Origin of the sequence: Pseudomonas sp. 21LCFQ010, assembly GCF_024129905.1 — a bacterium.
Taxonomy (GTDB): Bacteria; Pseudomonadota; Gammaproteobacteria; order Pseudomonadales; family Pseudomonadaceae; genus Aquipseudomonas.
Map to the genome: position 1 here is coordinate 1 of NZ_JAMYDZ010000027.1, position 13,895 is coordinate 13,895.

The 13,895-nt window shown below is 59.2% G+C and carries 14 protein-coding genes and 1 pseudogene; 7 read left to right on the forward strand and 8 right to left on the reverse strand.

Annotation, left to right across the window (positions count from 1 at the left end; genetic code table 11):
• Window positions 1-1,949 (reverse strand): condensation domain-containing protein (locus tag NJC38_RS23745; RefSeq protein WP_253117343.1); only part of this gene is annotated, 1,949 nt, incomplete at its 3' end.
• 439 nt (window positions 1,950-2,388) lie between these two features.
• Between NJC38_RS23745 and NJC38_RS23750 the strand changes: the two genes are divergently transcribed.
• Window positions 2,389-3,168: a helix-turn-helix transcriptional regulator gene (locus NJC38_RS23750; RefSeq protein ID WP_253117344.1), complete on the forward strand. Its 780-nt coding sequence runs from the start codon at window positions 2,389-2,391 to the stop codon at window positions 3,166-3,168.
• An 18-nt stretch (window positions 3,169-3,186) separates the two neighbouring features.
• On the opposite strand, the gene NJC38_RS23755 is transcribed toward NJC38_RS23750, so the two are convergent.
• The 3 genes from NJC38_RS23755 to NJC38_RS23765 form a co-directional block, all read right to left on the reverse strand.
• Window positions 3,187-4,581 carry a PLP-dependent aminotransferase family protein gene (locus tag NJC38_RS23755; protein WP_253117345.1) on the reverse strand — a complete coding sequence of 465 codons (1,395 nt, stop codon included), beginning with the start codon at window positions 4,579-4,581 and terminating at the stop codon, window positions 3,187-3,189.
• Between the two features lie 27 nt (window positions 4,582-4,608).
• A complete protein-coding gene (locus tag NJC38_RS23760; protein WP_253117346.1) occupies window positions 4,609-6,054 on the reverse strand; it encodes a hypothetical protein in 1,446 nt (481 codons plus the stop codon).
• A 493-nt stretch (window positions 6,055-6,547) separates the two neighbouring features.
• Window positions 6,548-7,570, reverse strand: coding sequence for a zinc-dependent alcohol dehydrogenase family protein (locus NJC38_RS23765; protein ID WP_045491558.1), 1,023 nt, complete (start codon window positions 7,568-7,570; stop codon window positions 6,548-6,550).
• A 316-nt stretch (window positions 7,571-7,886) separates the two neighbouring features.
• Between NJC38_RS23765 and NJC38_RS23770 the strand changes: the two genes are divergently transcribed.
• Entirely contained in the window at window positions 7,887-8,801 is a 915-nt protein-coding gene (locus NJC38_RS23770) for a LysR family transcriptional regulator (protein ID WP_253117347.1), read from the forward strand.
• Window positions 8,802-9,144: 343 nt separating this feature from the next.
• Here NJC38_RS23770 and NJC38_RS23775 read toward each other — a convergent pair whose 3' ends face one another.
• Together NJC38_RS23775 and NJC38_RS23780 are read right to left on the reverse strand one after the other, a co-directional pair.
• Window positions 9,145-9,261: a hypothetical protein gene (locus tag NJC38_RS23775; protein ID WP_366856411.1), complete on the reverse strand. Its 117-nt coding sequence runs from the start codon at window positions 9,259-9,261 to the stop codon at window positions 9,145-9,147.
• A gap of 207 nt (window positions 9,262-9,468) precedes the next feature.
• Window positions 9,469-9,615, reverse strand: coding sequence for a hypothetical protein (locus tag NJC38_RS23780; RefSeq protein ID WP_253117348.1), 147 nt, complete (start codon window positions 9,613-9,615; stop codon window positions 9,469-9,471).
• A 566-nt stretch (window positions 9,616-10,181) separates the two neighbouring features.
• On the opposite strand from NJC38_RS23780, the gene NJC38_RS23785 reads away from it, so the two are divergent.
• From NJC38_RS23785 to NJC38_RS23805, 5 genes are read left to right on the forward strand one after another with little or no spacing between them, the layout of a single operon-like run.
• Entirely contained in the window at window positions 10,182-10,820 is a 639-nt protein-coding gene (locus tag NJC38_RS23785; RefSeq protein WP_099492270.1) for a VTT domain-containing protein, read from the forward strand.
• Window positions 10,821-10,830: 10 nt separating this feature from the next.
• A complete protein-coding gene (locus NJC38_RS23790; RefSeq protein ID WP_010656555.1) occupies window positions 10,831-11,214 on the forward strand; it encodes a nuclear transport factor 2 family protein in 384 nt (127 codons plus the stop codon).
• A 56-nt stretch (window positions 11,215-11,270) separates the two neighbouring features.
• Window positions 11,271-11,657: a nuclear transport factor 2 family protein gene (locus tag NJC38_RS23795; protein WP_032885487.1), complete on the forward strand. Its 387-nt coding sequence runs from the start codon at window positions 11,271-11,273 to the stop codon at window positions 11,655-11,657.
• Between the two features lie 44 nt (window positions 11,658-11,701).
• Window positions 11,702-12,151 (forward strand): SRPBCC family protein, encoded by a 450-nt coding sequence (locus tag NJC38_RS23800; RefSeq protein WP_010656557.1) that lies wholly within the window; start codon window positions 11,702-11,704, stop codon window positions 12,149-12,151.
• A gap of 56 nt (window positions 12,152-12,207) precedes the next feature.
• Window positions 12,208-12,786 (forward strand): flavin reductase family protein, encoded by a 579-nt coding sequence (locus tag NJC38_RS23805; protein WP_046036273.1) that lies wholly within the window; start codon window positions 12,208-12,210, stop codon window positions 12,784-12,786.
• Here the strand turns inward: NJC38_RS23805 and NJC38_RS23810 are convergent.
• A pseudogene (locus NJC38_RS23810) lies at window positions 12,783-12,932 on the reverse strand (FAD-dependent oxidoreductase); the annotation flags it as partial. The gene NJC38_RS23805 and the pseudogene NJC38_RS23810 sit on opposite strands and share 4 nt — an antisense overlap.
• A gap of 162 nt (window positions 12,933-13,094) precedes the next feature.
• The gene (locus tag NJC38_RS23815; protein WP_010656559.1) at window positions 13,095-13,838 is read right to left on the reverse strand and encodes an SDR family oxidoreductase; all 744 of its coding nucleotides are present in this window, start codon (window positions 13,836-13,838) and stop codon (window positions 13,095-13,097) included.
• Window positions 13,839-13,895: the final 57 nt, after the last annotated feature.

Sequence of the window (13,895 nt, forward strand, 5' to 3'; positions counted from 1 at the left end):
AGCTCGAAGGCTTGGCAGTGCCAGTCCACCAGGTTGTTAAGGGTCTGGTGCTCGACCATTACACCTTTGGGCAAACCGGTGGAGCCGGAGGTGTAGATCACGTAGGCCAGGTTATTGACCGTGGCCCGTTGAGTCAGCTCGACGTTTAGCTGGGCTGCCGGCAGACGGTCCAGTTCGATCACCGGCACTGACAACACCGGTAGCCGGCCAACCAGCTCGCTCAAGGTCAGCACCACCTTGGGCTGGCTGTCACTGAGCAGGTAAGCCAGCCGCTCGGCCGGGTGCGCCGGGTCGACCGGCACGTATGCGCCGCCGGCCTTGAGCACCGCCAGCAACCCCACCAGGGTGTCGAGGCCACGGCGGGCCACCACGGCCACCCGCTCATCGGGCTGCACGCCCTGCGCCAGCAGTTGGGCCGCCAGGCCGTTGGCGCGTTGCTCCAGTTGCCCGTAGCTCAGGCTCTGGCCCTGATACACGGCAGCTACGGCGTCGGGCCGTTCGGCAGCCTGCGCGGCCACGCGCTGGTCAATGGTCAGGCCCAGTGGGTAACAGGCCTCGCTGCGATTCCAGGCATCCAGTTGAGCCTGCTCGGCCGGGGTGGTTATGCTCAGTTCGGCCACTTTCGCGGCTGGGTTGTCCAGGGCCTGTTCCAGCACATGCATCAACCGCTCAGCCAATGCCTCGATGTCGGCGGCCTGGAAATACGCCTCGTTGTACACGTAATGAATCCACACCCGGTCGTTATAGCGGTTGCTGCGCAGGTGGATGGCCAGCGGCGTCGGCTCATGGCGGTTGGAGACCTTGACGGTATGGGCCAATGCGTCGCCATAACGGTAGTCGTGGTCGTCCTGCTCATAAGACACCGTGACCTCGAACAACTGCGCACGGTCCTCACGCAGCAGACCCAAGGCACGATTGAGCTCACTCAGTGGCAGGCGCTGGTGGCGGAAATCCTGGCGTAACTCGTCACGTATGCCCTTGAGCAGCTCAACAAAACTCAGCTCGCGGCCAAACGGCATGAGAATCGGGCTGACCTGGGCAAACAGGCCCACAGTCGACTTGAAGCGCGCCCCGGCCCGATTGAGGATCGGCATGCCCACCACCCACTCGTCGCGTTGTTCGGTGCGGGTGAAATACACATGCAACATCGCCAGCAGCACATGAAAAGCCGATGCCTGAGACTCGCCGGCCAATTGTTTCATACGTTCGTGCAACCCCACGCTGAAGGGCTGCACCAGGCTTTGTCCCGGCAATGTCGGTGCTTCGCGATAACGCGGGGTCAGCAGCGGTGCCGGGATACTGCGATATTTATCCAGCCACCAGTCAAGGTCACGGGCATGACGTGGCGAACCTTGATACACGGCATCGTCTTCAACGAACGCAGCATAGGTTGGCGCGGCTTGCGGGGTTGGCTGCCCGGCGAGCAATGCACTGTAGATTTCCCCCAGCGACTTGAGCATCTGGCCAAAGCCCCAGCCGTCAAGAATCAGGTGATGCGCCTGGGTCGCCAGAAAGTGTCGCTGCTCGTTGAGCCGGATAAGAAAGAAGCGAAACAGCGGCCCGCCATCAAGTGCATAGCTGCGGCGCATCTGTTCCTGGATCAGCGCCTGGGCCGCACTGTCGGGGTCATCGAACTGCGAACAGTCATACTGCGGCAGGTGCACGGCTGCGTGGCCGGCAAAGTGCTGCATCGGCAAGCCGTCGGCACCGGCACCGGGCAACAGCACGGTACGCAACGCATCGTGTCGGGCCACCAGTTGTTCAATCGCGCGCTGCAGCAGTTCCGGCGCCAGGCTGCCCTCAAGCTCGACATACCCGCCGATGTTATACAGCGGTGAATCACCCCGGCTCAGTTGATCGAGCCAGATATCACGCTGGGCACAGGTCAAGGCGAAGGTTTCGGTACAGGCAGGCCCAAGGGCTTGGGCAGCGGCGCAGGTGGAGTTCATAAGATCCGTCTCAACTGATTCTGCGCGGTATTCAAGCACTGCCCTGTTGGGCTGCCTGCCCCCTTAAACCCGGACAACTAGTTGATGCGCGCCAAAGCCACACTTGAGCCGGCGGTTAGTTCACCGCCGCAGCGCCTAAATTCGTGTAGGAAATAAGATATAGATGCTGCACGTGATTGCCGCATCAAGCTTATCGTAACGCAAGATTTCTCATGTAATCAATCGCTTGCAGAACGCTGAAAACTACCCGCAGACACTCGTCAAACAGATATCCCCTTAAGAAACTGCAACTCAAATCGTCTGGTTAATTGACAGGAGTTGTCCCCGGTTCCCACTACAGACGCTGACCGTTACATGGGCTTAAATCCAGAGCGAGTCAGCTCTCAACCGAGCACGTGCAGAGGATGCCACCCGACTTGGTTCCAGGAAGGCAAAAAAGATGAACATCACCGACAGTATGCAAACTAGCCACAGCCCACACCTGTACTTTCATCTGGGCGAACTGATTTCCAGTACCGGCGATGATGACTTCGCGGCCATGATGTTCCGGCTCATCGAACCGCTGGTGCCCCTCGACGGCCTGCAACTGAGCGAATGGACCCTGGACCAGCCCCAGACTGACGCGGTGCAGATCAGGCCGCTCGGCAGCCAGGGTCAGGCACCCGTAACCGCCCAGCCCGAGCACCAGCAGACACTGCTGCAGCATATGCGGGTCATGACTGATGCCCTGCTGATCCAGCCGCGTGCGCCCCTGAGGCGGCGCCTGGGGCCAAACGCCGCGCACCACTGCAGCCTGGTTTCACACGCGGGCAACCGCCGTTGGGTCATCACCCTGCTGCGTCAGCCTGGGCAACGCTTGTTTTCCCTGGCCGAACTGTCGTTTCTTAAAAGCCTGTCCGACACCTTGTTGCCGTTGGTCGAACGACACGCGCAGGCCAGCAGGCTCTGCCTGCTGCGCCGCCCGGAACCAAACGCCGGCGAGCAGCCGGTACGGCCCTTGCGCCAAGCATTCAGTGAGCGGCTGGCGCTGGGCGAGATCACCCTGTCGGCCCGCGAGCAGGAGGTCTGCCTCGGCCTGTTGACCGGTGGCACCGTTCCGCAACTGGCCGAGCGACTCAAGGTCAAGAACAGTTCAGTGGAAACCTACCTGAAACGGGCGGCCGCCAAGCTCGGGGTCAGCGGCCGCCACGGCCTGGCCAGATGGATGGCCGGCACCTGAACAACGGCCGGCCAGCGCTTAGCCCCGCGCCTGACGCAACACCCCGGCGAGTTGCTCAAGGGCCGCCGGCACATCCTGGGTCCAGTCCAGCGCATAGCTGATGCGTAGCTGCTGGCGGTGCAAGCCGCTGAGGCTGAACAGCTCGCCAGGGGCAATCACCAAGCGCTGACTCAGCAGAGTGTCGAATACCTGGCGCAGGTCCACACCCTGTTGGGTCTGCGTCCAGATACCACTGCCGCCAGCAGGTAATTCATAGCGCAACCAGCAACCCAGGTGCTTGTCGAGCAACTCCCCCATGCCTTGCATGCGCTGCTCAAGCAGGTGACGCAAGTCCGCCAGGTGCTGGTCCAGGCGGCCGGTGTTACACAGCCGGGCAACGGCCTTCTGGCGAATCGGCGGCAAGTCAAAGGCGCGCAGCAAAAAGTACTCCTGCCAGCGCTGGTCAAACTGCTTGCACAGCAGATAACCATAGGGCGCTTCAGGGCCCAGCGCTTTGTCGAAACTGCCAAGGATCAACAACCGCTGCGGGTCGATCAACTCGCGCAGCGGCGGGCCATTGCGCCCAAAGGCCAGTTCGCCATGGCTGTCGTTCTCCAGCACCCATATCCGATAGCGATTGAGCAATTGCGCCATGGCCCGGCGGTTGTCGGCAGGTTGCAGCGTGCCCCTGACCGGATTGATCGTCGACGGCAAAATCGCCAGGCTGACCGGATGCTCCAGCAACAGGTGATCCAGATCGGTCAGATTCACCCGGCCGTCTTCGGCCAGCGGCATTTCCAGTACCTGGACGTTCAGCGACTGCAACAGCCGCAACAGCGTCCAGGTGCAGGGTGACTCAACCAGCACCGTACTGCCGCCCAGTTGCAGCACCTGGACGACCGCCTTGAGCATGCCGAGCAAGTCCGGGCCGATATAAACCTGCTCGGCGTGCCAGCAATCCCGAGTGTCCCGGGTGTAGCGGGCCGCCAGGGCGCTGCGCAGTTCCAGATCACCAAACGGTTGAAAACCGCTGTCCAGGGGGCGCGGGTACTGACGCACCAACTCGCGCTCCATGGTTTGCAGCGCGCTTTCCAGCGACAACAACAGATGCGGCTCATCACCCGAAAGCATGGTGCAGCCGGGCCGCCGCACATTACGGTACAGGCGTTCAAGCACGCTATGGCCTTCGCCGGCCAGTTCATCTTCAAAACTGCCCGGCACCGCGTAATAGCCTGACTTGGGCACCGAGCAAATGCGCCCTTCCTGCTCCAGCAGCGCATAGGCACTCTGGATGGTCGAAATCGACACCCGCAGGCGCCGGGCCAACTGGCGCAGCGACGGCAATTTGAGCGTCGAGTCGGTTTGTACCTCATTAATCAGGCGTACGAGATAGCGATACACCGCCTGATAGGCGAAATCGTCTTTTTCTTTCATGACAGGCCTTCCGGCAAAGGGATTGAATCAGGCTGAGCGAACGCGTCGCCGTTCAGGATCGGCCGCGCGTACGCGGGCGATGATCGAGTCGGCGGCAGCGAAATTGACCCGCGACTTGCCGTACAGGCTTTGCAGTTGCGCCAGGGTCAGGCCGCTGATATCCAACAACCACTGCACCACCTGATCGGCAGCAGGCTGACCGGACAGTGCTCGATGCAGGTCAGCCACCGCCACCAGCATGCCGGGATGGCAAGTGCGCAGAAACGCTTCCAGGCCCAGGCCTTTGTCAGTGAACGGCGAGAACAGCATGCACACCAGTTGCGCCTCGTTTAGCCCGTACGCCTGTTGGGCAAACTCAGCGGCCAGCACACGCCGCGCCTCGATACGTGATTCGCCGTGATAGGCACTGAGCGCCTGATCGATCAGACGTGCCGGCACCTGTTTGTTGCGCATCTGGCGTTGCGCGTGCTGTAAGTAGCCTGCAATACCATCGGCATAGTCACGATGATCGACAAACTGCGCACGTAGGCCCTGCATATGCGCCATCAGCAAGGGGTTGGCGCAGTCCGACTCACTGAAACTGAACGCCAGGTCATCGAAGCGAAACTCTAGAAACTCGGTAAGCAAGTTCCAGTGCTCATCGGCCCTGCCGGGAAACAGGTCGTTGAGCGGCACCAGCACCGGCGCCAATGGCTTGTCTGGTGGTGTCAGCGGCTCAATTGCGTGTGGCTCGCCATGCAACGCTTCGCGCCAGTCCTGACCAAGACCGTGCAGGCTGCGCATGACACTCTGAAAAGTCTGGTTGCGCCAATGCCCGGTGTGTTCGCCGCGACCTTGCGCCAGACGCATCAGCCAGGTGATGTACTGCTTCTGCTCTTTGCGTGGATCGCCGCTGGCCACCGCGCCCACGCCCTCCCCCCAGGTCAGGGCGCGCGACAGCGAGTCAGCCAGGTTCAGGTGGCAACTGTCGCAGAAGGTGCTGCGCCCCTCGCCCGCCGACAAATGCCCGGCCAGCAGCATATCGGTACGGTTTTGCTCGCGACCGGCGCTGGAGAACGGCAGGTCCGGCTCAAAGGCGTGCACATACTGGTTATCAAACACCAGCATCTCGACGCGCGGATCATCGTAGAGAAACAGCGCCGAATAGGTACGGTGAATATTGCCCAGCACATCGCTGCTCAAACCGCTGTGGCGCATGGTCGCCACGCGCAGATTGAACGTGCCCGGCGCCCGGGTGCAGATACTCAATTGCGCGGCGCGCAACAGTGCCAGGCTGTAGGCGCTGTCTTTGCCGCCACTGAACGGCAGCATAATCCTGAACTGGCTGATCTGCTCCAGCCCGCCCGCGGCAACAATCAGGCGCTGGATCAGCAACTGCAGGGCTGTGCGCTCGGCGCGGGTCATGTAACCGAGCAGGCGCTGCAACACCTGCTGGTAGACATAATTCATCGCTTGCTCGTGAATGTCGCTCATCATCATTGTCCCGCGCTCCAGGAGATTGAAACACGAAGCTGCTGACTGTTGGTCTTGTTATCAAACATGGCTCGTTCCCTGAGTAATAATTCTCAACTCATTATCGGGATCGTCTGCACGATTACAAGCAACACTGTTTTATCCAAAGATGGACAATTACCCATAATTAAACGGCAAATTAAACAATACGCACTTATTAACAGTTGCTCGTTATGGGTTTAAACATGCTCACCTGCAGCTGCCACACGCCGCGCCGCTCAAGTCGTTGAAGGCAGGCGCGACAGGTTGGCGAAGCCGTTGCAGTGGATTATCAATGATCGCCTGAGCGGCGCAGAGGTTTAAACGCGACAGACAATGACAGAAACCTGCCTGATTGCGTAGCGAACTTTCCTACAACAAGACATGTAACCGTAGGAGCTGCTTTAGCAGCGAAAGATTCTCAACGATATCTTCGCAGCTGAAGCTGCTCCTACAAACAAGAGAGGGGAAAGATTCAAGCGTCAGCCAACTCCAGTACCGCACGGCCACCAATCGGACAGCCATCCATATAACGGTGCGCCTGGGCCACCTGCTCGAATGGGAATGGACGGACCGCCAGCGGTGTCAGCACACCATCGGCCGTCAACTGGTTGATATCACGCAGCGCACGCTGCAGCGCCTCATTATCCGGATCGATGCCCAGTGCCGGCTTGCCAGTGAAGTTGCCCAGGCAATGCAGATAGAACTGGATGTTCTTCTGGAACGCCGCACACGCGGGGAATGGCGTCTGGTTGCCGCCCTGCAGCCCATAAAGAATCAGGCTGCCGCGTGGCGCGAGGACATCGCCCATGATCGACATCTGCGGGCCGCCCATGCCGTCGAACACCACATTGACACCTTTATTGTCGGTGTACTTGTTGACCGCCATGAGCAAGTCCTGCTCTTCGGTGACCACCACCTTGTCGGCACCCAGCGCCAGCAGATACTCGCGAGCATCTTCGGTCTTGGTCGCGGCAATCACCCTGGCACCGAGGGCTTTGCCCAATTGCACGAAGCACGGACCGGCACAGTGGCTGGCATCGGTGACCAGCACGGTCTGCCCCGGCTTGATACGCGCCAGATCAACATAGGCAAAATAGGCAATCAGCAAAGGCGTGTAGTGCACGCTGGCCTGCACCGGGGTCAGCACATCGGGATACCGGACCAAGGCCGAGCGCGGTAAAACAATCACCTCGCCATACACTGGATGCTGATTAGGGTCGGCGGATGGAAAGCTTGCCACCGCATCGCCCAGCGCGAGGTCTTCAACCCCTTCACCGAGGGCAGTGACCACACCGGCCATTTCCTGGCCGATCCCGGCCGGTAGCCGCGCCGGAGTACACGCCAGATTCTGCCGCCAGAGAACGTCGTACCAGCTGATGCCGATGGCCTGGACACGCACCTGCACTTCACCGGGCGCAGGCAACGGGTCCGGGTGCTCTTCGATCTTGAGCACCTCGGCCGGGCCGAACTGGTTGAAACGGATCGTGCGGGACATTGAGAACCTCGCCTTATGAACCTGAATGCCCAGCACTTTATCCGGGCTTTTCCGGCAGGACCAGTCAGTGGCTATTAATAGTCGACATGCCTGTCATTGATTCGTCATTGGACCGCATGATGCAGCGGATGACTCAAAGGCGGTCATTGTGGCATCCAAATGCCACATTGCAACCGCCTGCACAGTTGATTCTTGCTACACCGACAATAATCCAAGGCTTACCTGATGATGGCTTTTACCCTTACTATGCGCACCACAGCATGTTTGCCCGACGCCCCGCACCGGGTACATCGACCACCGTTCCGAGCCCCCACGTATGAACCGCAACGACCTGCGCCGCGTCGACCTCAACCTGCTGATTGTCTTCGAAACCCTGATGCACGAACGCAGCGTGACCCGCGCCGCGGAAAAACTGTTTCTCGGTCAACCGGCGATCAGCGCCGCCTTGTCGCGTCTGCGCGGGCTGTTCGACGATCCGCTGTTCGTCCGCACCGGGCGCAGCATGGAGCCCACCGCCAGGGCCTCGGAAATCTTCGCCCTGCTGTCACCGGCCCTGGACTCCATCTCAACCGCGGTCAGCCGCGCTTCGGAATTCGACCCGGCCACCAGCAACGCGGTGTTCCGGATCGGCTTGTCCGATGAAGTGGAGTTCGCCCTGCTGCCGTCACTGCTCAAGCGCCTGCGCTCCGAGGCGCCCGGCATCGTGCTGGTGATCCGGCGGGTCAACTACTTGTTGATGCCGGCATTGCTGGCTTCCGGGGAAATATCTGTCGGGGTCAGCTACACCAGCGACCTGCCGGCCAACGCCAAACGCAAAATCCTGCGCAAAAGCCGCCCGCAACTGCTGCGCGCCGACTCCGTGCCTGGCCCGCTAAGCCTGGACGACTTCTGCGCCCGACCGCACGCTCTGGTATCGATCGCCGGCGACCTGACCGGTTTTATTGACGAGCACCTGGAAAAATTGGGCCGCAAACGCCATGTGGTACTGGCCGTGCCACAGTTCAACGGACTGTCTACCCTGCTGGCCGGGACCGACATCATTGCCACCGTGCCGGATTATGCGGCCGAAGTGCTGACGGCCAGTGGCGGGGTCCGGGCCGAGGATCTGCCGCTGGAGTGCCAGACCTTTGAACTGCACATGGCCTGGCGCGGCGCGCAGGATAATGACCCGGCGGAAAGATGGTTGAGGTCGCGGATTCAGATGTTTTTTGGGGACCCTGAGAGTCTCTAGGCGCCGCCGGATAGGCTGTTCGGCTGATCATTTCTGCCTTTCCACAAACCATGGAGCTCCATTCACTTCCAGTGGATTGCTACATTGGGGGCATATTTGAGGGCATGCATTGGATGCTTCGAAAAGGATGCCCCCAGCCTAAGGCCAAACAGGCTATTGATAAGGGCAGTTCCGATCGGAGTCTCTGCAAATCGATAGACCGGCCTGAGGCTTTCAACATATCTGTGGGAATCCTGAGAGTTTTTTGAAAAACAGGAAGCGCCTGTGATCTGCCCTACCCTGATTATCACAAGACGTGGCGAGATCACCATAGGTGAGTCAAGTAGCCGCTCCGCTATTGGTCCTACGCGATTCCCCCCGCACTCTGTGCCGACAACACAATCGCCAGCACAATCAACACCGCTCCTGTCAACATCCGATATGACGGCGCTCCATGGAACCACCACCACGCGTAGGCCATGGCGTAGACCGGCTCCAGTGAGATGATTATCCCGGCGCTGCGCGCGTTGACGCCCTTTAAGCATCAGCCCAGAGACGAAGTACACGATGAGTTTCTTGCGGTTGAAGCCCCGCAGCAAAGCCCGGTCTTGCAAAAGGGTAAACACCTCCAGGATTAGCTGGGCAGACTCCGCGTGGCCGAAGGTGATCATATTGACACTGGCGTGAATCAGCGGCCCTGGTTGGGGTGATTGAGTCGCTCACAAATGCGCAGGGCGTCGTCGTGCTTTTCGCTCCAGTGCAACAAATGCGAGTAGATCAGGATGCCTATATTGCTCTGCTGTGCGATAGACAAGGCTTCGGCCAACAAACGCACCACAGGCTCATCGCCCACTGGGTCCGAACGCGCGAAATCCCCCGCGGTTTTAATCACCAATTCGACGGTGGAGCGTGGCGGCTGCCACTTTCAGCATCTGATAAATGCCCGCGTTCTGCTCCGCCTCTGCGCCAAGGCGCAGGTTGAGCACCACATAGATGCCCGCTACCTCAATGTCGTAACGCGTCCTTGACGCTGTTCAATTGCTGGGCAGTTGCCCAGTTGCGTCCATCGCAGATTGAAAGATAGGTGGCGTCATAATCCACCGCCTTAGTCATCTCGCACCTGTCCTCAAAACTGTAGGTGCCCATGGAGCTGCAGAAACAGGTGTCCTGTGCGTAAAACCTTGGCGTCATGGTGTTCTCCCGCAGGGCATCAGGCATTGGTTGCAAAGCACCGTCGAACGCCCACTTCGCCCCCACCAACACCGAAAGCAAATGTCTTGACACTAACTGTAGTGATCACTATAAAATACACGCAATATGTAGCGATCGCTAATTAAGTGGCTTTCAGTGATGCGCTGGGCGGGAAGCATTCCCACAAACTGAATGAATCGGGTAGGCAACGTGATAGACCTGGCCGTACACAGCGTCGCCCAGTGGACCGAGATTATTCGCTCGCTCGCAGTCGTCGGGATTGCGCTGTATGCCGCGATATTTGTGGTGGGCACTGTCGCCTTCGTACCCGCCTCGATGCTCACGGCGCTCGCCGGTTTTTTGTACGGCCCGATGGGGGGAACGCTGCTCATCTCGCCCGCTGGCTTGCTGTCTGCAGCGGTCGCGTTTGCCTTGGGCAGATCGCTTCTGCGCCCTTGGGTCAAACGACGCCTGGCGAACAGCCCCACATCAGCGGCGGTCGACCACGCAATCGAGTCAGGAGGTTTTCGAATTGTTTTTCTCTTACGCCTAGCGTCCATCGTGCCGTTCGCTCCGCTGAGCTATGGACTCGGAGCCAGCCGAATCGCCCGTCGAGATTTCCTCCTGGCGACTTGGATCGGCCTGCTTCCTGGAACATTTCTGTATGCGTACTTGGGCTCTCTGGCGGCTGATGTCGCACAGATAATCAGTGGCGAGGTAACGACCAATCGATCGACTCAAATGATGACTTGGACGGGTCTGGTCGTTGCATTGATCGCCTTACTGACCGTCGCCAGATATGCACGCAAAGCGATCAACCAAGCCCTTCTTCAACCCTCTTCAAACTAGGAGTTACACCATGAGCAACCCAACTTACGTCGAAGACTACAACGCCATCGTCACGGTGCTGAACCACTACAACGAAGGTGGCAAGCAAGCCAAAAGCAGCCTCATGAAACCTGCCTTCAGCGAGCAGGCCACCATCTTTGGTGTAGATGGCGAAGGCAAGCTGACCGGAGGCCCGATCCAGGGTCTGTTCGACATCATCGACAGCGCCTTCCGTCCCTCACCGGAAGCCAAAGGCGCCATCGTCAACGTCGATATCGTAGGCACCGCTGCCAGCGCACGTATCGATACCAACGACATCTCCGGCTTCTGCTTCACCGATTTCTTCAACTTGCTGAAGGTTGACGGAAAGTGGACCGTCATCAGCAAGATCTACCACACCCACGTTGCTCCTTAACCCAGCCGTTTGAACCGCGCCCTGTTGGCGCCAAAACCATGCAAAGGGGTTTGACCATGAGCAAAAACATCAAAGCTGTACCCACCCAGGACTACAACGCCGTTGTCGCCGTGGCCCAGCAATACGCTGACGGCCTGCGTGCCGGCAGCCCGGAAGTGCTGGAGCAGGCCTTCCACAAGGAAGCAGTGATGTACGGCTTCACCAACGGCAAACTGTTGGGCGGCCCGATCAGCAACCTGTTCGACTTCGTCCGTACCAATGGCACGGCCCCGGATATCAGTACCCGCCTGGACGTGCTGGCGATCACCCCAACCACCGCCGTGGTACGGGTGGATATGGAAAAGGACGCGATCGGTGCCGACTACAACGATTACCTGACACTGATCAAAATCGACGGCACCTGGAAGGTGATCGCTAAGGTTTATCACCAGTTTGAAGGCTGACCCGAGCAGCCTGAACGTAATGCTGTTTCTTAAGGTGATAAATCATGGCAAAAGTTGAATACAGCGCCGTTGTAGACGGCGGCGCCGAGCGCGTTTGGGATGTACTCAAGCGCTTCGGGAAAATCAGCCAGTGGCACCCCGCGATCCCGCAGAGCGTCATCGAAGACGGTCAGCCGGACGGTCTGGTCGGTTGCATCCGTAGGCTGACGTTGCAGGATGGCGCCATTCTGCGCGAGCAGTTGTTGTCGATAGACGCGGTAAATCTGCAGTTCTCCTACCGTTTCGTTGAAGCGCCATTGCCCGTCGACAACTACGTGTTGACCGTGCGCCTGATCCCGTTGACTGGCAAGGACGAAACCGTGATTCTGTGGTCTGCGACCTTCGATACGCGCGAGCCTGACCCAGCGGGGCAATGGACCTCGACCATCGAGTCGCTCATTGTCGGCGGGCATGAAAGCCTCCAGGTTTACCTGAACCAAACCGCCACCGCGTGAATGTGCCCTACCCCGCTCCAGCAATGGATGCGGGGTTCAATTTTTCTGGAGTTACGATGCACGACCACATTGCCGAAGTGCCGCTTGAAAAAGCTTATCGGCTGATCAACCACGGTCCCACCGTGCTGGTTTCTGCTCAACACGAGGAGACTCGAAATGTGATGGCCGCGGCATGGGCCTGTGCATTGGATTTCTCACCGCCCAAAGTCACTGTGGTGCTGGACAAGATCGCCAAAACCCGCGAACTGGTAGAGCGTAGCGGCCTCTTTGTGATTCAGGTTCCCACCGTGGCACAGCTGCAATTGACCCGCGATGTCGGCAGCGTCAGCCTGCAGGAAGATCCACAGAAGCTGGCTCATAGCGGCGTCGAGCTATTCAGTATCAGCGGCCATGACGTGCCATTCGTGGCCGGCTGCTCGGCCTGGCTTGCGTGCAAACTATTGCCCGAACCTCACAACCAGTCGACCTACGACCTGTTTATCGGTGAAGTCGTCGCTGCCTGGGCCGACACACGGGTATTCAGCGACGGCCATTGGCACTTTGAGCGTGCGCACCCGGACTTTCGTAGCCTGCACTACATCGCAGGCGGCCACTTTTATGCGATCGGAGAAGCGCTAACTCCATCAGTGATCTAATGCAGTGTCAACCGAGGCTCGGTGCCTGGCCCCAGATGGTTACCCGACATCAGTAATGCATAGGGTACCAGGCCATAGCGCGCGACTTGCGGTATGCGGTACAGCGATGCATAGAACGCCCGCGCCAACCATCCTTCCAGCGTCACGCAGGCTCTTCGCCAGCGCCACCGTCGACAATCAAAATACGAATGTCATTGAACATTGAAGGGTCTCAGTGCTTTTACTCGGGAGCACAGGACGGATCCTATAGCGCCCAGGCACACGGCGTTGCACCGGTGCCTGGGCTGGGTGATTTCAACGCTTATGACCTACCAATCCTGACGGGTCGGCGAAATGATCAGGTCGTTGACGGTGACGTTTTCAGGCTGATTCAGTGCATACACCACTGCGCGACCAATATCGTCCGGCGAGATAGCAATTTTATTCAGCTCTTGAGCCGCTTTACGGCCTGCCGGGTCGGTGACTTTATCGGCCCAACCGGTGTTGATCACACCCGGGCTGACCGTGTTGACACGGATGCCGTGCTGCACACCCAGCTCTTTGCGCATCGACTCAGTCATGGCCTGCACGAAGAATTTGGTGGCGCTGTAGATACCCGCAGCAGGCCCAACCTGGTGACCGGCGACCGAATCCATATTCAGGATCTGGCCCGACTTCTGTTTCAGCATGAACGGCAACACCGCCGCGATACCATGCAGGTAGCCTTTGATGTTCACGTTGATCATCTTTTCCCAATCATCGGTGGCCAGGTCGACCCAGTTGGAAAACAGCATCAAGCCTGCGTTGTTGATCAGGATATCCACCGAACCGAAAGAGTCTTGGGCGAATTGCGCGAGCGCTTTCATATCCTCAGGGTTGGTAACGTCGCTGACGCGACCTACCGCTTCACCGCCCTTGCCTTTCAGTTCGCTGACGATGGCGTCCAGGCCTTGCTGGTCCAGGGCTGCTGCGACAATTCGAACGCCTTTCTCGGACAAGGCACGTGCCGATGCAGCACCCAGGCCGGACGATGCGCCAGTGATGATCGCGGTTTTATTCTGCAGATAGTTCATGGCGTTCCTCTCGTTGGTGACTGCCCGTCTGTGCGGGCAGTTTTTGGGTTATCGCGG